Below are 18,583 nucleotides of genomic sequence, written 5' to 3' on the forward strand. Positions count from 1 at the left end.
TGATTTTTATTAGAAAATAGCGGGTTTTGTAGTAAATCTTACAAATAAAGCAAATTACTAAACTTTTTATAAGAAAGGGTGTAGAATGGGTATCTAAAGAAAGAAGGTGTGAAAATGGCCAGCTGGAAACGAAATTTAATGATTTGTTGGCTAGGTTGTTTTACCACTGCAGCCGGTATGAGTTTAGTAATTCCTTTTTTATCTTTTTATATTGAGGAATTAGGGGTGACTGGCACTTCTAGTATTGCACAGTGGTCGGGACTTGCATTTGGTGTAACATTTTTAATGGGTGCGATCGTATCACCAATATGGGGAAAGCTTGGTGATATACATGGACGGAAATTGATGCTAATTCGTGCTAGCCTTGGTATGGCGATTATTATGACGCTTATGGGGTTTGTAACGGATGTATATCAACTAGTCGCACTAAGATTTTTGATGGGAGCAGTATCTGGTTTCCTTTCAACAGCAATGACATTTATTGCAGCAGAAACTCCGCAAGAGCATTCAGGTTGGGCGATCTCCACAATTTCAACTGGTGGCGTGAGCGGTTCTTTACTTGGACCGTTACTTGGAGGTTATTTATCTGAGTTAATTGGAATGCGTCATGTTTTTCTTGTTACAGGAGCTTTTTTATTCCTTTCCTTTCTCATCGTTTTTTTCTTTCTACATGAAGAAAATCACTCTGCTCAAGCAAAAAAAGTACAAACGAAAAAAGTATGGACGATGGTTCCAGCTAAACATTTGATTATTAGTTTGTTTGTAACAACATTTATTATTCAACTTGCTAATATGTCTGTTCAGCCAATTGTTACATTGTACGTGAAAAATTTAGTTGGTCCTCAAACAGCGCATATTGAAACAATTGCAGGCGCCGTTATGTCAGCGACAGGATTAGCTGTTATTTTGGCAGCACCAAGATTAGGACGATTATCAGATCATATCGGTCCTCAAAAAACGTTAGTTGTAGCGTTGTTTGCTGCAGGAATTATTTTTATCCCGCAAGCATTTGTAACCTCAGCTTGGCAACTATTAATTCTTAGATTTTTATTAGGTATTGCACAAGCAGGATTATTACCTTCCGTACAAACTCTACTAAAACAACATACACCAACTCATGTAACGGGACGAATATTTGGATATAATCAATCGTTTCAGTTTTTAGGAAATATGATTGGACCAGTACTTGGTGGACAAATTGCAGCACATGCAGGGTTTCAATATGTTTTCTTCTCTACATCATCACTATTGTTTATTGCGTGTATTTGGGTTTATTTTCATAATAAGAACGAAGAGGTATCAGAGAAACGACATTTGGAAGTTAGTTAACTAAGTGAATGAAAAAAGGATGAAGCAATGATTGCTTCATCCTTTTTTCTTTAAAATTGGAGACAAAGATAACTTAATGTACCAAGCTCGTAACTACGGTGAATGACTTCACCGCTATTTTCACCACTTCCCATAGCGATAAATAAAGGAACAAAATGCTCTGCTCTTGGTACTGCTAATTGTGCATGAGGCGCATTGTTTTCCCAATTAAACAACGCATCTTTATCGTTAGTCTGCATATGTTTTATAATCCAATCATCAAATTCAATTGCCCATTGTTCGGGTGTAGTTTGATTCCATTTCAGTGCTCGTAAGTTATGAACGGTAACACCGCTACCGATTACTAAAATATCTTCTTGTCCAAGTCCTTTTAATGCTTCTCCAATCTTAAATTGTTCTTTTGCAGAAAGGAATGGATTTACTGATATTTGTATGACAGGAATATTTGCTTCTGGATACATACGGTGCAATAGTGTCCATGAGCCGTGATCTAAACCTCTCGTCATATTATGATGAACTGGAATACCTTTGTTTTTAAATTTTGTTTCTAACATGGATGCAATGCTAGAAGAACCTTTTGCACGATACTTAATTTCATATAACTCTGGAGGAAAACCTCCAAAATCATAAATTGTTTCATATTCGTTATCTGATGAGGAAATCGTTAATACTTCACTTTCCCAGTGAGCAGTGAAAATAACAATTGCTTTCGGTTTATATGTTTCTCCAAGTGTTTTTAAAAAACTTGTATAATCTGTATCTTGAATAGCGAGCATTGGTGAACCATGTGCTAAAAATAGTGATGGCATCATAGTAGAAACCTCCTAAAAACATAATAATTACTTTATGTAAGTAACTATATGATTTTATGATGTTTTCGTCAACATAAATAGTTTGACAGCTAATCGGAAAAGGTAGGCATTTGTCATAATGAAAGCAATTGCATATAATACATAATAAGAATAATGAATAGATATTCATTTTTGAGATACATAATAGAGTTGGGGGCTGACGAAATGAACGTACAGGAAAGTTTCGTTACGGCATTGGATGAATCAGAAATTTATTTACGCAAGTGGTTACCAGAATGTGAACCGAAAGGGATTATTCAAATTGCGCACGGTATGACAGAACATGCAGGTGTTTATACAGACTTTATTGATGCGTTATTAGAAGCAGGGTATGGTGTTTATGCGCATGATCATAAAGGCCATGGGAAAACAGTAAAAAGAGAAGAAGACTATGGTCATTTTGAACCAAATGTAGGTTGGAGTAAGGCTGTATCTGATATTATTTTTGTATCAGAAACGGTAAGAAAAGAGCAGACATGCCCGTTATTTTTACTTGGCCATAGCATGGGTTCTTTTTTATCAAGACGAGCTGTGCAACTTAGAGGCGAACTATATGATGGATTCCTTATTTCAGGAACTGGTGGAAACCCAGGGTTCTTAGGAGTCATTGGTCATAGAGTAGCGACAATTGAGATGAAATTACGCGGGGCAAAAACGAAAAGTCCCATGCTAAACTTTTTATCTTTCGGAAATTTCAATTCGCACTTTAAACCAAATCGCACAAAATTTGATTGGTTATCTTCAGATAACAGTCAAGTAGATAAATATATTGCGGATCCATTATGTGGATTCATTTGTACGACTAGTTTTTATCGAGAATTATTTTCTGGTGTGTTAGAAGTAAATAAACTAGAAGAGTTTAAGAAAACACCGCAAAACCTTCCAATACATATTTTTTCAGGAGATCGTGATCCTGTTGGAGATATGGGAAAAGGTGTAAAAGAAGTATATGAAAATTATAAAAAATGTGGCGTAAAAGATGTAACGCTGCGTCTATATGAAAATGGAAGACATGAAATGTTCCATGAAGTGAATAGAGAAGAAGTATTTCAAGATTTGATTTCGTGGTTAGAAGAACATAATAAATGAGAATGAAAGCTAAGTCCAGACTGTTTATAGTTTGGACTTTTTGTTTGTAGGTGTTGCAAGTATTTACTGATGTAGTGTTCATGTCATTTTTACATATTTGAAGGTAGGTTATATTCTATATAATTAAATAAGCAGAAAGCCTTGTGCAAATGAGGAGATAAATGTATAAAATTAATAATCAAACTTTTTATAAAGCAACAGAGGCCATACATAATAGTAGTATAATAGTGAATGAGGTGTTAATAGAATGGAAGATAAAACATTAGGTTTACTATTAGATGTTGTTGGGGAATTATTTTCAGATGAAATTTCAATTGCTGTATCGAATACGAAAGAATATATATACTATCGGCCAAGTAAACGAATTGATTTAAAGATTAGTGTCGGTGATCCTATAAAGGAAGGAACGATTGCTCATAAAGCAATGGTGACAAACCAAAAAACCTCTGAGTTTATGAATCGGGATGTTTTTGGTATTCCTTATCATGGTATGGCCGTACCATTCTCAAACAATGGAAAGCTTGAAGGTTGCGTGACAGCCATTTATCCAGCTTTAACGGACGGAAAATCAGTCGTTACTTTAAAAACAACGGACGGCTGGATTCCGGTTCCTTTTTCAAAAGTCATGTATTTAGAGGCGAAAGATAAAAAGACGTATGTAAATGCAGAAGAGTTAACAGGGACACATAAATACTCGTTACAAGAATTCGAATACTTACTTCCGAAAGATTCATTTATTAGATGCCACCGTTCCTTTATTGTAAATGTGAATCATATTCAAGCGATTTATCCTGATACTCATTCTACTTTTTTACTTTCTATGGATAATGGAGAGAGGGTTCCAGTTAGTCAATCATACGCTAGTTATTTTCGTAAACTTCTAGGATTCTAAATTATTCTGCTTTAGAGACTAGATTCGCTGTTTTGTCTGAATTTTTGCCATTGTATACTGAAATCCCTATTTAGATACTGTTAAAGTGTAAAATAATTATGAATATTCATAGGGAGAGGGATTACATATGGAGAATAATTTGGATAGAATTAGGGATGAACGTCTGAAAGATCGCGTAGTTACACCTGAAGAAGCAGCTTCATGGATTGAAAGTGGAATGACTTTAGGCTTAAGTGGGTTTACACGTGCAGGTGATGTAAAAGCAGTCCCATTTGCGCTTGTAAACCGAGTTAAGAATGATACATCTTTTAAAGTAAATGTTTATACTGGTGCCTCTTTAGGTTCTGATGTAGATAAATTATTTGCGGAAGCAGGAATTTTAGGGAAAAGATTGCCTTTCCAAGCTGATGCGACTATGCGAAAAGGAATTAATAACGGAGATTTTTTATTTGTGGACCAGCACTTATCTCATACATCAGAGTTACTTCGCGCTGACGTTATGGATGTAGATTTTGCTATTTTGGAAGCGGTTGCGATTACTGAAGATGGCATGATTATTCCAACAACTTCAATAGGAAATTCTTTAGCGTTTTCTTTAAATGCTAAGTCCATTATTATTGAAATGAATATGGCTCAATCCACGCAGTTAGAAGGACTGCATGATTTATATGAACCAGGTAAACAAGGAGAAAGACTTCCAATTCCAATTGTGAAAACGGATGATCGAATTGGAACGATTGGCATTCCAATCGATGTTGAAAAGGTGAAAGGGATTGTGTTTACGAACCAATTAGACTCACCATCGACAATTGTTCCTCCGGATGAAGAAACTGTTATTATGGCACAGCATTTAATAGAGTTCCTTCGAAAAGAAGTCGAAGTAGGCCGATTAACAAATCGTTTAGCACCGTTACAATCAGGAATTGGCTCAGTGGCTAATGCTGTTCTTCATGGAATGTTAGATTCGGAGTTTGAAGATTTAGAAGTGTATTCTGAAGTTTTACAAGATGCGGTCTTTGATCTTATGGATGCTGGAAAAGTCAATTTTGCTTCATGCTGTTCAATCACACTCTCTGAGGAGAAAATGCAAAAAGTATTTTCCAACTTTGAAAAATATCGTGACAAATTAATGATGCGCCCGCAAGAGATTTCTAATCATCCTGAAATCATTCGTCGCCTCGGATTAATCTCGATTAATACTGCTTTAGAATTAGATATATACGGAAATGTGAACTCTACTCACGTTTTAGGCACAAAAATGATGAATGGTATCGGTGGTTCTGGTGATTTTGCGAGAAATGCTCGCCTAGCTATCTTTGTTACGAAATCGATTGCGAAAGGTGGCAACATTTCAAGTATCGTTCCTTTTGTTTCACATGTGGACCATACGGAACACGATGTAGATGTTATCGTCACTGAACAAGGGTATGTTGATCTAAGAGGACTGGCCCCAAGAGAAAGAGTGGAATTAATTATCGAGAATTGCGCACATCCAATGTATCGTGATCAGCTAAGAGCTTATTACGAAGAAGCTAAAACGAGAGGTGGACAAACTCCTCATGTTTTAGAAAAAGCTTTTTCTTGGCATACGAATTATGCTAAAAATGGAACAATGCTTGAGGCGGTAGTAGAAACTGTATAGGTGTGTATCGTTAGAAATAGTAAAACGAAAGATTGAGTTTGAAAAAAATTTTAGAAGAAGAAAACGCCAACTTTCAAAGATGGCGTTTTTTTCTTTAAATACATTGTTACAGGCCGTACTGATTATAATAAAGATTTATGAAAATAAGAGGGTTTTTTAATTACTTTTCGAATCATTTTAATAGTTTACATATCGAAGGTGAGGAGAAAGAATCATGAAGATAAGAGAAGCGTTATTAAGTGAAGCAAATGAATTAAGTGAACTCGCACTACAATCAAAAGCGACGTGGGATTATAGTGAAGAATTCATAATTGCCTGTAAGGAAGATTTAACTATTACAGAAGAGTATATAAATAATAATTTTGTATATGTTTTTGAAAACGATAATACGAAGATTGGATTTTTCTCATTTTTACGTAATGATAAAGCTCTCGATTTCCTGTACATTCATCCTCGTTACAAAGGGAAAGGCTACGGGAAAATAATGTGGAAGTATGTAATAGAAAAAGCAAATGAACTAGGCTTAAAAAGTTTTACGATTGATAGTGATCCGAATGCAAAAGGATATTACTTGAAAATGGGCGCACAGTTAATCGGAGAGACACCATCAACGGTCTTTAAGGATCGTTTACTGCCTCTTTTGAAATATGATGTGTAAAACTATTAATAGTAGGGGAAGATTAGAGTGGATGATGTAAAGGAAAAAAGAATATATGAAGCATTAATAAGATCGTGGTCGATTGAAACAAGTTCAAAGTGGACGACTGAGAATCCAGCAAAGGGACAGTGTGGTGTAACGGCTTTGGTCGTTCAAGACATATACGGAGGAGAGATTAAAAAGACAAAAGTAAGAGAGGCGTGGCACTTTTATAACTTTATAGATGGACAGAGGTTTGATTTTACAGAGGCTCAATTTAATGAAAAACTGAATTATATGGATATAGAATCAAATCGAGAAGAAGCATTTGCAGATACAAATGAAAAACAATATTGCATGTTGAAGAAAAAGATAACGAAAGAATTGAAATTATCTTTTGACTCTTAATCTTTAATAAGTTACTATAATGGTGGTAACTTATTAAAGGGAACTTCATAGAGTTGAAAGGGGAAATACTTTTGAAAACAACTTATGTAAACGCTACAATCGTAACGATGAATGAACAAAATGAAGTGATAGAAAATGGATATATCATTGTAGAAAATGATCAAATTATAGATGTGAAGAGCGGAGAATTCGCTAATGATTTTGAAGTAGATGAAGTAATTGACATGAAAGGAAAATGGGTTTTACCAGGGCTTGTCAATACACATACACACGTTGTAATGAGTCTCTTAAGAGGTATTGGTGATGATATGTTATTACAGCCGTGGCTTGAGACAAGAATTTGGCCACTTGAAAGTCAATTTACTCCAGAACTTGCGGTTGCTAGTACGGAATTAGGATTACTTGAAATGGTGAAAAGTGGTACAACATCTTTCTCTGATATGTTTAATCCAATTGGAGTAGATCAAGATGCAATTATGGAAACGGTATCAAGGAGCGGGATGCGAGCTGCTGTTTCAAGAACTTTATTTAGCTTCGGAACGAAAGAGGATGAAAAGAAAGCAATTGAAGAAGCTGAGAAATATGTGAAGCGTTACTATAACGAAAGTGGTATGTTAACTACGATGGTTGCACCGCATAGTCCATATACATGCAGTACAGAACTGTTAGAAGAGTGTGCACGTATTGCAGTAGAAAATCAAACGATGGTTCATATTCACCTTTCCGAAACAGAGCGTGAAGTACGTGATATTGAAGCGCAGTACGGAAAACGTCCAGTAGAATATGCGGCAAGTTGTGGATTGTTTAAACGACCAACAGTGATTGCACACGGTGTAGTATTAGATGACAATGAGCGTGCATTTTTAGCGGAACATGACGTTCGAGTAGCTCATAATCCGAATAGTAATTTAAAACTAGGGTCTGGTATAGCGAATGTAAAAGCGATGTTAGAAGCAGGGATGAAAGTAGGAATTGCAACAGATAGTGTTGCATCTAACAATAATTTAGATATGTTTGAAGAAATGCGCATAGCGACTTTACTACAAAAAGGTATTCACCAAGATGCAACAGCGTTACCGGTTGAAACAGCTCTTACACTTGCAACTAAAGGAGCGGCTGAAGTAATCGGCATGAAACAAACAGGATCACTTGAGGTTGGAAAGTGCGCTGATTTCATTACAATTGATCCGTCTAATAAGCCCCATTTACAACCAGCAGATGAAGTATTATCGCATCTTGTATATGCTGCTAGTGGAAAAGATATAAGCGATGTAATTATTAACGGAAAACATGTCGTTTGGAATGGCGAATGTAAAACGTTAGATGAAGAGCGTATTATATTTGAAGCAAGTCGATATAAACGAGGTTTGCAAAGATAGGTATTTTCAGGATGTGGAGAAAGTCTTCTCCACATCCTGTTTTTGTGTCTGAACCTTTTTATTAATAAAAAGAAGTTAAGAATTTAGATAAAATCATTAGTTTCAAAAATCCTTTACATCATAATGATTATTTAAAGGATTTTGATGTTTCTTATTCTTTTGTCGCGTTGACCCATTTAATAATGTCCTGAATTACGTATTTAGGAATATTAGCAGGGATTTCATATTCACTAGGAAGACTTAATTCCCCATCACCCTCTGTGAAGAAATGATTCAATTTTGGGTATTCATTGAACTGAACATTCCTGCGGTTTGAAAGCCCTTCCTGCCATTTTATATATTCATTTTTTACTGTTACTTGATAATCGCGTGCTCCTTGCAGAATCAGTAAAGGTTCTTTTCGTGATCTTGCCTCTTCAACAGGACGCCACCTAGAAACATCATACATAAAATGAGGCGATCCCAAATTGTAGCCAGTTGGAGGATGCTCAGGATTGAACGTAGGGTCTTGGATAAAAGCGAACTGTCTTTTTAGTTCATCGATTACTTCCTTTGACGCCCCTAGGTATTGATTCTGATCAATGGCAATGTCAGTCAAGGGGCGTGCAGGTGGTGCGAGTAAGATACTTCCTCTAACAAGTGAAGAAGGTGATTTGCTTAGTATACGTGGCATTGCGCCAGCTCCTAGACTATGTCCAAGAATGAAAATATTATTTGGATCAATGCCTTCCTGCTGCGCTGCTGATTTTGCTGCATATATTGCATCATCTGTAGTATCACGGTCTAACGTAACAGGTTCTGCACTCATCTTTAATGCGTGTTCTAAGGTACGTTTTTCATAGCGCAACACTGCAATTCCGTTGGATGAAAGGCCCACCGCAAGATCGCGTAAGATTTTTGTTCCCATATATGTGCTATCGCGATCATGGATGCCAGCACCATGAACAAGAACAACTACGGGTAGCTTTTCACCAGGCTTATGTTTCGGAACCGTTAATGTCGCTGGTAACGGATAGGTGGAATTTCCGATGACGATTTCACGTTCTTGATAAGAGTCAGGTTGATCATAGCTAGGATGCGGGATGGTATATGATTCCTTGGGAGGCCTTTCTCCAATTTCATCTACTTTCCCGCCAGGTGTAAATTTAAGGAGTAGCGGTATGGTAGTTCCTTCGATAACTGCTGGCATTTCCACCGTCTGATGGACTAAGTTTCGTTCTTTTATCACGGGGGGCCCCATGCTTTTTATACCGCTCCAGCCACTCTGTGTCCACCAGTTTTGTAATGTGTTTGCTGTAAACTTGGATTGAAAAGCAGCAGACGTCAACTGAAGTGCCTCTGCATATTTATCTTGCTGGAGATATTCAAAAAATAATGAGGTACGCTCCGTTAAAGAGACTCGTTTTTTTTCTACAGATGGTTCCTCATGTGTATTTGCGTGAATAGCTGTTGTAAGCGGAAAAGATGAAATGCCTAAAGAAAAGAGCAGGGTAAAGGAAAGTATTGATTTTTGTATTTTCTTTTTTTTATTCATGTTTTAACCTCCAATATGTGATGGTGAAAAATAGGTATGATAAATTAAGGTTCTGTTGTAACAACGTCTAAACCATTGATATGTTCATCTAAAACCAACAGTTCTGGTTTTGTCGTAATCGCTCTAGTAACTCCTAATCTCTCTTTCTTCACTTTATATTTTGACTATACGAAACAAAGTTCTCGTTTTTCTTACTTGATCCTTACAAAATCCTTAAGTGTATAAGATTTGTAAAATATCACTTGCTACTTGACCTGAATTTCAAAAAAAAGCGGCATTTCTTAATGGAGATAAAAAAATATCCCAACCAAACTGTACCTATATGTCTATTAAGTTAATTATGGGGGGATTTATATGAAACAGAAGAAAAGTTAAAGCAAAAAGGGAGGTATACAATAGGAGATGTTTTTTAAACTTGAGCGAACAGCGTAGATTATACATTCAATCTTTAGTGATCCTTTTTAAAAGGGTCACTTTTTTCTTGAACGAATAAATATTCAAAAGAATGTCGCATCTTTCTGTTCATATTTCTGCTATAATATATAACGCTTTATAATATTTTATATTTAAGGAGAACAACTCATGAAGCGAAAAAAGAGCCATTTAATGGTAATGGCACTTGTTATATCTTTATTATTAACAGCTTGTAATAATAAGGAAAATAAAAGTGATGCAGAGTCAAAAAAACAAGTATTAAATGTAACAGTATCAGAAGAGATTCCTTCTCTTGATACCGCGAAAACGATGGATGGTACGTCAGCGCACGTTATGCAAAACATATTTGAAGGGTTGTATGTATTAGATGATCAAGATCAGCCTATTCCAGCGGTAGCAAAATCGTTTAAAAGAAGTGAAGATGGTAAAAAATATACATTTGATTTGCGTAAAGATGCAAAATGGTCAAATGGGGACAATGTGACAGCTCATGATTTTATGTTTGCGTGGAAACGTGCAATTACCCCTGAAACAGCGTCTCAATATGCGTCCATGCTCTTTTATGTAAAAAATGCGAAAGAGATTAATAAGGGGACGATGCCTCTTGATGAACTTGGAGTTACGGTTATAAATGATTATAAGTTAGAGGTGGAACTAGAACAGCCAATTCCTTATTTTTTACAGTTGTTAGCACTACCTATATACCTACCACAGCATGAATCATTTTTGAAAGAACAAGGAAAGAACTATGCATTGGAACCTAGTAATCTCCTATATAACGGTCCATTTATATTAGAGAAATGGAAGCATGAACAAGAGTTTCAATTAAAGAAGAATGCTACCTATTGGGATCAAAAGAAAGTGAAATTAGATGAAATAAACTTTCAAATTGTAAAGGATACAATGACCGCTGTTAATTTATACGAAGCTGGTAATTTGGACCGGGTGCCTATTAATTCTCAATTTGTAGACAAGTATAAAGGGGATAAGGAGTTACATATGTCGAGCGAACCTGCAATTGCTATGCTACGTTTTAATGAAAAAAATAGTGCGTTAGCAAATAAGAAAGTGCGACAGGCTATTTCATTCGCGTTAAATAAAGAGGATTTCGTTGCTCATTTTATTAATAACGGAGCAAAACCTGCAACTGGGCTAGTACCAGTTGGGCATATCAATGAAGAAACGGGAAAAGATTTTAGGGAAGAAAACGGAAACCTTTCTTTATATGATGTACAAAGTGCGAAAAAAAATTGGGAAGAAGCGAAAAAAGAGCTTGGAGTAGAACAAGTAAACTTCGAGTTTTTAACATTTGAACAAGATAACGCAAAACGTATGGCAGAATATATAAAAGGTGATTTAGAAAAGAATTTACAAGGATTAACGATACAAATTAAACAACAGCCATTTAAGCAAAAATTACAGTTAGAACAAACAGGTGATTACGATATAACTATGGCAAATTGGGGACCAGACTATAAAGACCCAATTAGTTATTTAGAACTATTTACGACGGGTAATCCGAATAATAAAATGAGTTACTCCAATCCTCGTTACGATGAATTAATAAAGAAAGCGAAAACTGATCTCGTACTAGAACCAGAGAAACGATGGGGAGCATTGCTAGAAGCTGAGCAGGTATTATTAGAAGATGCAGCTGTAGCGCCGCTGTATCATATTGGTTCAGCTTATGTACAAAAGGATTACGTAAAGGGAATTGAAAAGCATCAATTTGGTGGTGTTTATACTTATAAAAATGCTTATATCGCTAATAAATAAATAAATAAAAAAACCTTACTTATTAAAAGTAAGGTTTTTTTACAGAGGACAGGGAAATCCTTTGGTAGTGTTCCTAGCATATAAAGAAGAGAAGTGCAAAATTGTAGTTACACATTCATAAGAAGTTGCAACAAATAGTTTGTTTAAGTAAAAAGAAGAATAGAAATATAGCATACAAGGAATAAGGGAATGTAGTATAAATCAACATACAAGCATTTTCTTTCTGTAACTATGTTTGTTTTTAATTATATAAAAAAAATATTAGATTATATATTTTGTCCTTGGTATACTTAAAAGGTAATTTGGGGTATTAAGATGAATTGATAGAGGTGTTTGTGTGGAATTATTTGAGTTTTATAAAAAAAAGGGGAAGTTTAAGTGTTTGATTGGAATTGGGCTCTTTCTTTATGGATTAATTGGTATATATAATACTCGAGGTAATATTAATTGGGGACCAGTAATTTTTATTATTATAGTTTCATTTGTTGTTTTTGGTATTGGATTTTGGCAACTAAGAAAAGGCGATTTATTAAAAGAAAATATAGTTGAAAATGATTTGAAGTTTTGGGATATCGATACTTATATTTTATTAGAATTACCTGAAAATAATAAACATTTGGGCTTATATACTCCTGATGGGATATATGTAGCAGGAACAAAGATGGTTTCTTCAACATTACCTGTTTTAAAAAATAAACAAGTTTTTGGATTGGAAGCAAGTGATGGAGAAATTCTAGCATATTTTCATAGTGAAGTTGAAAATTATGATTGGGCTATTTATGATTCAAATTATAATTGTGTAGGGATGTTTAAAGAAAATATGATACAAGGATTTGGAATGGTACGTGGTGCTTTAACGAATGAAAAAAAGATAAAAATTTCTGAAGTAGAAGTTGAATTTGATTTTTTCGAAACTTCTTTTCGTACAATGGATAACCGGATATTAATAAACTGTAAAAGAGGATATATGCCTTTGGAATGGAGCGAAAGATTCGGATTAAATGTACCTATTATTAAATTAGGTAATAATATTTCTAATGCTGAAAAGATATTTGGTTTAGGGGTTCTTATCTATATTTTAGAAACAATTAAAGTAAGAAAGAGTAGGATTTTTAATGATTAAAATTAAATGTTTATGTTATAAGATTTATTGAATGTGTTATTAGGGTAGGGGGATATCCATGGGGAATATACAAGTTAGACCGGAAGAATTGAGAAGAATTGCAAAGAATTTTAAATATGCTAGTAATATAGAATCAGATCGTCATTTGAAAATTCAAGGGGAATTATTAAATCTTCAAATGAGATGGATTGGTGCTTCAAGTTTAAGTTTTTATAATGATCTACCTAGAATGAATAAAGCACATGAATCTTTTCTTAATATTATAAAGCAAATAGAAGATGAATTACTTCGTATAGCAGAGAAATTTGAAAAAGCTGATATGGAATATTCGTCTAAAAACTCTAAAAATGATTCACTTTTGATGAATTCAAAGTCAGCGGTTGAAGCGGGAGTTGGAGTAGTTGTAAAAGGAATTGGTAATGTAATTAATGGTGAAAAGTATGAAAAGTCACTTGTAGATGAAAAAGGAAATGGTGGTCTATTTATTAAAGGTCTTACAGTTGAAGCCGAGCCGTTTGTAAGTTCTCGTACTTATGATAGATTTGATGTGAAAGATAAAAACAAGAGGGAACAAACTTTTGGACCTATGGTTGGTTTTACAGTAGCCCAAGCTGGAATAGAACAAGAGAATATTAGAGGATTTGGAGTAGGAGCTGAAGCTAAAGTAGCACTTGCTACTGCAGAGTTAGGTGCTCATGTAGAAAATGGGAATTTACATATAGGAGCTGAAGCTACTCTGGTAAAATATGAGAGTGCTATAAAAATCCCACTTCCATTTTCTGATAAAAAATTACAAATTGGAGGATCGGCGTCACTTGGGACAGTCGGGGGATCTTTAGAAGCTGGAAAAAGTGGAGTGAAATTCCATGTACCATTTGGTCCTGGTGTAGGTTTATGGGGATTTGGTGGAGAATTTGCTATTAAAGAATAAAGGGGAAAATTAGTATGAATAAGAAAGTGAAAATTTTAAAATATTTTATGGTTATATTAGCTTGCATTGCAATTTTTGGGACAGTTTTACCTAATGCATTAGATCCAAATGAATCATTAGCAGGGAAAATTTCAATTGCAACTTTCGGTACAATTGGAGCTTGTTTACTATTCTCTATTATGTATTTTATTGTAAAAAAAGCTATTTTAAGAGGTGGGAAATAAGATGGGACAAAATTTAGAGTTAGAATTACTTCCAATAGGTTCTGTTGTAATGTTTAAAGATTGGGAACATCCATTAATGGTTTATGGAAGAAGACAGATGGATTCTGAAACAAAAACAACATGGGATTATGTATGTTGTTATTTCCCTCATGGTAATATTTCTTCAGAGTACAATTTCTTTTTGAATCATGAAGATATCTCTAGTGTGTTACATCTTGGTTTTATTAATGAAACAGAATTAGAGTTTCAAAAATTATTTAAAAAAGAAATTGAAGAAAAACAGTGATTCTTTTTAGGTGTTGGTGTTTTTGAAATAGTTAAAGAATGGATCTTAATTCACATATACATAAAAAAGGGGAATTTCTATGAAATCATTACGTTTATTTATGATTCTCACTCTTGTTGTATTGTTAAGCGCGTGCAATACAGCAACACAAGTTACAAAGGTTCAAAAAAATGGCGAAACGACTTTAAAAATTGGTTCTCTGCAAGGGTATTACGATGTACAAACGCTTAAAGCTGAAAAAGGAAATGTGGAAATCCCTTATGAAGCAGCTGTTGAAGAAGGTACGATTTTATTACAAGTTACAAAAGATGATAAGGTTATTTATGAAGAAGAAATCACTTCTCAAAAAGAAGGTTTGCTTTCTTTTGAAGCTCCAAAATCCGGATCATATGATTTAATTGTACGGGTGAAGGGTGAAAAAGAGAAAGCGAAAGAAATTCAAATACATACTAAGCTATGAAAAAACGGCAAGTGGAATGCACCCGCTTGCCGTTTCCATTTTCAGTTGATTTTGTTACAACATATGTTTATTAATTTAAGAGGTGATCTTTCGAAATTCCTCATGAAGTTAAAATAAGAGATGAACAAAAAATATGTTACAACTTTGGCATGGTAGTAACGGAATTTATAACTCTCTTTTACATAATAAAAAGACTGGGTTTGATACATTTTTATTCGAAAGAGATGTAGATGGTAAAAAGCAAGTAGTAGTAGTATTTAGGGGGAGGGACATAAGGTGATGTTCTTTTTGGAGAAGATGCCTTAGACCTTACTACAGATATTGATTATATATGGGGGAAATAAGTTGAAAAGCATTGAAGTTCTAAATACATACATTGAAGGGATTTCTGTTGCAATCCCTACGTGGTTAAAGCATCTAATTGAGGCAGAGGAGATACATCAAAACTATGAGAATGTACAAGTACTTGGTGCATTAAAAACAGATGCAGTGTTGTACTATGTACACCGTACGCTGCAAGTGTTAGATGGACTGTCTTTAGGTGAAGAAGCATATCGTATTATTGAAAAGGTACTAACGTATAGTGAGCTTGCAAAGGTAGGATCTTTAAAACAGCGGGAGCAATGGAAGAAAAAAGGGATTAATCTATTGGTACATAACGAGGGTTCTGCTGATATCTTTAGTGATATTCAGTTTATTGAACGTGTAGAGACAAACTTAAACTCTACTGAATATTTGTTTATTCAAGATTTAATTAGAACACATGGATTAATCGGGCAGTATATACGCGGGGAGGCTCGTTTGGACTCTCATGTTGATTTAGTTAACACATATAAAGAAGAATATGGAGACGTTAGGTTAAAGGAGATTCTATACTATCTTAACCAATGCATTATTGAGGGCGTATCAAAAGCTTTGTGGAGTGAAGTGAAGAACGATGTGAAGATTACAATTGATGGTCTGTTTGATGGTTATATGGAGCCATTTACTTCTCGTATACATAGACTCACGCCAAAACATAAGGAGTCAGCATTTGAAAAAGATATAATTATGGGGAGCGAGAAGAGTGACATTCAAACATTCTTATCTGATAAGGATTTGTGGTATGTAGAACCGTCTATGCATGCTCTTAGCTTTGAGGATATTTGGACAGTTTTTGTTATGTTAAAGAATGAGATAGGCACTAGAAAAGTTCAGCATATACATTTCGAGAAATTGATGCAGCAGCTACATTATGATTTCAAAGGTGAAAAAAAGGACAACGTGTATCGTAAGCGAGTTATTGAGAAGTATTTACGGGAGTACCGTGAGAACGAGAAACCGAATACAACGCATGTTTCTTTTCAGGTTAAAGTCGATGAAGATATGAAGACTGCGTATGTGTCGTTTCGGTTTTCTGCTGTAGGTGAGGCGTTAATTACCTTCTGTGTAGAGGCAGAAAAGATAGATATGATGCATGCTCGGGCAAATGTCCTGCTGTTTGATTTCTTCGGGTTACGAAAGGATGCATATGATAGATTCCATAACGAAGAAGTGTATCTGGAGCATATGAATAGCTCGGCTGATGATAAACGAATTATTCTTGATTACATAAAGGGAGATACGATTGTATATTCTTCTATCCTTCATGAGCTGTTCTCTTATATCGAGTATGAAGGTAGGAAATTTAATCATGAAGTAATTAAAAAGGGGCTGCAGACTGCTTATGAGGTATTAAAGCCAGGAGGCCGTATTATCATTCGTGATGGCATCATGACCGAAGATAAAAGGTTAATGCGGGTGATTCGTTTTAAAGATGCAGGCGGAATGAAGTTCTTAGAGCAGTATGTCCAAGAATTTAAGGGGCGTATAATCCAGTATGAGGTACTTGCAGACAATACAGTCAAAATGCCTGTTAATGATGCAATGGAGTTCTTATATACGTATACTTGGGGCGAGGATTCCTTTGTTCATGAAGTGCAGGAGCAGTTTGGAATTTTTACGCCAAACGACTATAAGGACTTCGTAAAGGGTATCTTTGGAGATAAAGTAAATATCGTTCAAGCTATGAACTATTTGCAGGATGGATATACAAACCATCTTAGCGAGAAAATCGAGTTTACAGATGAGTCTGGGAATGATATTGCGCTACCAGATAGTACGTTCTTTATGGTTTTAGAAAAGAGGTAATGATGTTGGAAAACTTTAAAAATACTATTTTAAAACAACTTAATTTAAATTTGATGAGTTGAAGAAAGCAGAGATGTTAATATAAATACCCCTTTAGATAATTTAGTCTAAAGGGGTATTTATATTAAAAAAAGAGATTTTGTAATTGGTGAAGAGGAAGGTAGAAACATTAGATCAACAGTAGGGTAGGAAGAGAATGATTTGTGATACATCTCACACCATAAATACATATATAACTTTACAATTAGAATATCAATTGATGGGAGGGTTAATATTGATGAATCTTGATTTTAATAATAATCCATTTATTGTAATATGGGAGTTGACAAGAGCATGTCAATTAAAATGTCTGCATTGTCGTGCAGAAGCACAGTATCATCGTCATCCTCTAGAGTTAACATTTGAAGAAGGAAAAAAACTAATTGATGATATATATGAAATGGAAAATCCAATGCTTGTATTTACTGGTGGAGATCCATTAATGCGTCCAGATGTATATGATATTGCGGAATATGCTGTGAAAAAAGGTGTTCGAGTATCTATGACGCCAAGTGCCACCCCGAAAGTTACGAAAGAAGCGATTCAAAAAGCAAAAGAAGTAGGACTTGCTAGATGGGCATTTAGTTTAGATGGACCAACAGCTGAAATACACGATCATTTTAGAGGGACAGAAGGGTCATTTCAATTAACGATGAATGCGATTCGTTATTTGCATGAATTAAAAATTCCTATTCAAATTAATACCGTTGTTTCTAATTATAATGTGGATGTACTTGAAGAGATGGCAGTGTTAATAGAAGAATTAGAATGTGTACTCTGGAGTATATTTTTCTTAGTTCCAATAGGGCGAGGGAAGGAAAAAGATATGATTTCACCAGCTCAACATGAAAGGGTATTCCGTTGGCTATATCAACTTAGTAAAAAGGTTTCTTTTGATATTAAAACAACAGCTGGTCAGCACTATAGACGTGTTGTGATCCAAGAAAAAATGAAAGAACATAAAAAGGAAAAACAGGTCATTCAATATCAGGATGTATTGATGAATGGGATGACGGGGCGAGTTAATGGGCTTGGGCGTGCTCCAAAAGGGGTGAATGATGGAAACGGTTTTGTATTTATTTCTCATATTGGAGATGTATATCCAAGTGGGTTATTGCCGATTAAAACCGGGAATATTAGAACAAATTCGCTAGCTGAAATCTATCGGAACTCCCCTGTTTTTCAAAATCTTCGTAATCCTGACAAGTATAAGGGAAAGTGTGGTGTTTGTGAGTTTCGATATGTTTGTGGGGGATCTCGTTCTAGAGCATATGCAATGACGGGGGATTATATGGAAAGTGAGCCTTTCTGCGTATACGTACCAAAAGCATTGCGAAAACAGAAAAAGAACATAAAAAAGGGCTATGAGTAAAAGCTTA

General features: G+C 35.0%; 17 protein-coding genes. 15 read left to right on the plus strand and 2 right to left on the minus strand.

The features are described 5' to 3' along the window. Positions 1-114 precede the first annotated feature (114 nt). Positions 115-1,329 carry a multidrug efflux MFS transporter gene (locus PQF83_RS03820; RefSeq protein ID WP_000179317.1) on the plus strand — a complete coding sequence of 405 codons (1,215 nt, stop codon included), beginning with the start codon at positions 115-117 and terminating at the stop codon, positions 1,327-1,329. A gap of 50 nt (positions 1,330-1,379) precedes the next feature. On the opposite strand, the gene PQF83_RS03825 is transcribed toward PQF83_RS03820, so the two are convergent. Continuing rightward, positions 1,380-2,141, minus strand: coding sequence for a DODA-type extradiol aromatic ring-opening family dioxygenase (locus tag PQF83_RS03825; protein ID WP_000982925.1), 762 nt, complete (start codon positions 2,139-2,141; stop codon positions 1,380-1,382). Positions 2,142-2,345: 204 nt separating this feature from the next. Between PQF83_RS03825 and PQF83_RS03830 the strand changes: the two genes are divergently transcribed. The 6 genes from PQF83_RS03830 (at position 2,346) to PQF83_RS03855 (ending at position 8,227) form a co-directional block, all read left to right on the plus strand. Further along, complete coding sequence (locus tag PQF83_RS03830; RefSeq protein ID WP_001102561.1) at positions 2,346-3,269, plus strand: alpha/beta fold hydrolase; 924 nt, start codon at positions 2,346-2,348, stop codon at positions 3,267-3,269. 247 nt (positions 3,270-3,516) lie between these two features. After that, a complete protein-coding gene (locus PQF83_RS03835) occupies positions 3,517-4,161 on the plus strand; it encodes a LytTR family DNA-binding domain-containing protein (RefSeq protein ID WP_000389714.1) in 645 nt (214 codons plus the stop codon). A 127-nt stretch (positions 4,162-4,288) separates the two neighbouring features. Beyond that, positions 4,289-5,803 (plus strand): acetyl-CoA hydrolase/transferase family protein, encoded by a 1,515-nt coding sequence (locus tag PQF83_RS03840; RefSeq protein WP_000429782.1) that lies wholly within the window; start codon positions 4,289-4,291, stop codon positions 5,801-5,803. 214 nt (positions 5,804-6,017) lie between these two features. Then, on the plus strand, positions 6,018-6,461 hold the full coding sequence (locus PQF83_RS03845; protein ID WP_000701904.1) for a GNAT family N-acetyltransferase: 444 nt from the start codon (positions 6,018-6,020) through the stop codon (positions 6,459-6,461). Between the two features lie 27 nt (positions 6,462-6,488). Then, positions 6,489-6,848: a YunG family protein gene (locus PQF83_RS03850; RefSeq protein ID WP_000342916.1), complete on the plus strand. Its 360-nt coding sequence runs from the start codon at positions 6,489-6,491 to the stop codon at positions 6,846-6,848. 53 nt (positions 6,849-6,901) lie between these two features. Continuing rightward, a complete protein-coding gene (locus PQF83_RS03855; RefSeq protein ID WP_001997220.1) occupies positions 6,902-8,227 on the plus strand; it encodes a bifunctional S-methyl-5'-thioadenosine deaminase/S-adenosylhomocysteine deaminase in 1,326 nt (441 codons plus the stop codon). 151 nt (positions 8,228-8,378) lie between these two features. Here PQF83_RS03855 and PQF83_RS03860 read toward each other — a convergent pair whose 3' ends face one another. After that, complete coding sequence (locus PQF83_RS03860; protein WP_001035239.1) at positions 8,379-9,761, minus strand: alpha/beta hydrolase family protein; 1,383 nt, start codon at positions 9,759-9,761, stop codon at positions 8,379-8,381. Positions 9,762-10,343: 582 nt separating this feature from the next. On the opposite strand from PQF83_RS03860, the gene PQF83_RS03865 reads away from it, so the two are divergent. The 8 genes from PQF83_RS03865 to PQF83_RS03900 all read left to right on the plus strand — a co-directional run bounded on the left by PQF83_RS03865 (position 10,344) and on the right by PQF83_RS03900 (position 18,576). Beyond that, complete coding sequence (locus PQF83_RS03865; RefSeq protein ID WP_000823492.1) at positions 10,344-11,972, plus strand: peptide ABC transporter substrate-binding protein; 1,629 nt, start codon at positions 10,344-10,346, stop codon at positions 11,970-11,972. Positions 11,973-12,309: 337 nt separating this feature from the next. Further along, entirely contained in the window at positions 12,310-13,095 is a 786-nt protein-coding gene (locus PQF83_RS03870; RefSeq protein ID WP_000418478.1) for a hypothetical protein, read from the plus strand. Between the two features lie 58 nt (positions 13,096-13,153). Continuing rightward, on the plus strand, positions 13,154-14,026 hold the full coding sequence (locus PQF83_RS03875; protein ID WP_000526898.1) for a WXG100 family type VII secretion target: 873 nt from the start codon (positions 13,154-13,156) through the stop codon (positions 14,024-14,026). A 14-nt stretch (positions 14,027-14,040) separates the two neighbouring features. Then, positions 14,041-14,250 (plus strand): hypothetical protein, encoded by a 210-nt coding sequence (locus tag PQF83_RS03880; protein WP_001036914.1) that lies wholly within the window; start codon positions 14,041-14,043, stop codon positions 14,248-14,250. Between the two features lies 1 nt (position 14,251). Next, a complete protein-coding gene (locus tag PQF83_RS03885; RefSeq protein ID WP_000531359.1) occupies positions 14,252-14,536 on the plus strand; it encodes a DUF4176 domain-containing protein in 285 nt (94 codons plus the stop codon). 79 nt (positions 14,537-14,615) lie between these two features. Further along, complete coding sequence (locus PQF83_RS03890; RefSeq protein WP_000838921.1) at positions 14,616-14,996, plus strand: BA_1872 family lipoprotein; 381 nt, start codon at positions 14,616-14,618, stop codon at positions 14,994-14,996. A gap of 345 nt (positions 14,997-15,341) precedes the next feature. Next, positions 15,342-17,165 carry a class I SAM-dependent methyltransferase gene (locus PQF83_RS03895; RefSeq protein WP_000835417.1) on the plus strand — a complete coding sequence of 608 codons (1,824 nt, stop codon included), beginning with the start codon at positions 15,342-15,344 and terminating at the stop codon, positions 17,163-17,165. A gap of 277 nt (positions 17,166-17,442) precedes the next feature. Beyond that, entirely contained in the window at positions 17,443-18,576 is a 1,134-nt protein-coding gene (locus PQF83_RS03900) for a TIGR04053 family radical SAM/SPASM domain-containing protein (RefSeq protein WP_001046898.1), read from the plus strand. Positions 18,577-18,583: the final 7 nt, after the last annotated feature.

Source organism: Bacillus sp. FF-1, from assembly GCF_028548245.1.
GTDB lineage: Bacteria > Bacillota > Bacilli > Bacillales > Bacillaceae_G > Bacillus_A > Bacillus_A paranthracis.

Excerpts from the sequence above, each read along its gene's own strand:
- PQF83_RS03840 (WP_000429782.1), top strand. The coding sequence starts at position 4,289 with ATGGAGAATAATTTGGATAGAATTAGGGATGAACGTCTGAAAGATCGC.
- PQF83_RS03820 (WP_000179317.1), top strand. The coding sequence starts at position 115 with ATGGCCAGCTGGAAACGAAATTTAATGATTTGTTGGCTAGGTTGTTTT.
- PQF83_RS03875 (WP_000526898.1), top strand. The coding sequence starts at position 13,154 with ATGGGGAATATACAAGTTAGACCGGAAGAATTGAGAAGAATTGCAAAG.
- PQF83_RS03900 (WP_001046898.1), top strand. The coding sequence starts at position 17,443 with ATGAATCTTGATTTTAATAATAATCCATTTATTGTAATATGGGAGTTG.
- PQF83_RS03825 (WP_000982925.1), bottom strand. The coding sequence starts at position 2,141 with ATGATGCCATCACTATTTTTAGCACATGGTTCACCAATGCTCGCTATT.
- PQF83_RS03860 (WP_001035239.1), bottom strand. The coding sequence starts at position 9,761 with ATGAATAAAAAAAAGAAAATACAAAAATCAATACTTTCCTTTACCCTG.
- PQF83_RS03880 (WP_001036914.1), top strand. The coding sequence starts at position 14,041 with ATGAATAAGAAAGTGAAAATTTTAAAATATTTTATGGTTATATTAGCT.
- PQF83_RS03845 (WP_000701904.1), top strand. The coding sequence starts at position 6,018 with ATGAAGATAAGAGAAGCGTTATTAAGTGAAGCAAATGAATTAAGTGAA.
- PQF83_RS03835 (WP_000389714.1), top strand. The coding sequence starts at position 3,517 with ATGGAAGATAAAACATTAGGTTTACTATTAGATGTTGTTGGGGAATTA.
- PQF83_RS03890 (WP_000838921.1), top strand. The coding sequence starts at position 14,616 with ATGAAATCATTACGTTTATTTATGATTCTCACTCTTGTTGTATTGTTA.
- PQF83_RS03865 (WP_000823492.1), top strand. The coding sequence starts at position 10,344 with ATGAAGCGAAAAAAGAGCCATTTAATGGTAATGGCACTTGTTATATCT.
- PQF83_RS03885 (WP_000531359.1), top strand. The coding sequence starts at position 14,252 with ATGGGACAAAATTTAGAGTTAGAATTACTTCCAATAGGTTCTGTTGTA.
- PQF83_RS03830 (WP_001102561.1), top strand. The coding sequence starts at position 2,346 with ATGAACGTACAGGAAAGTTTCGTTACGGCATTGGATGAATCAGAAATT.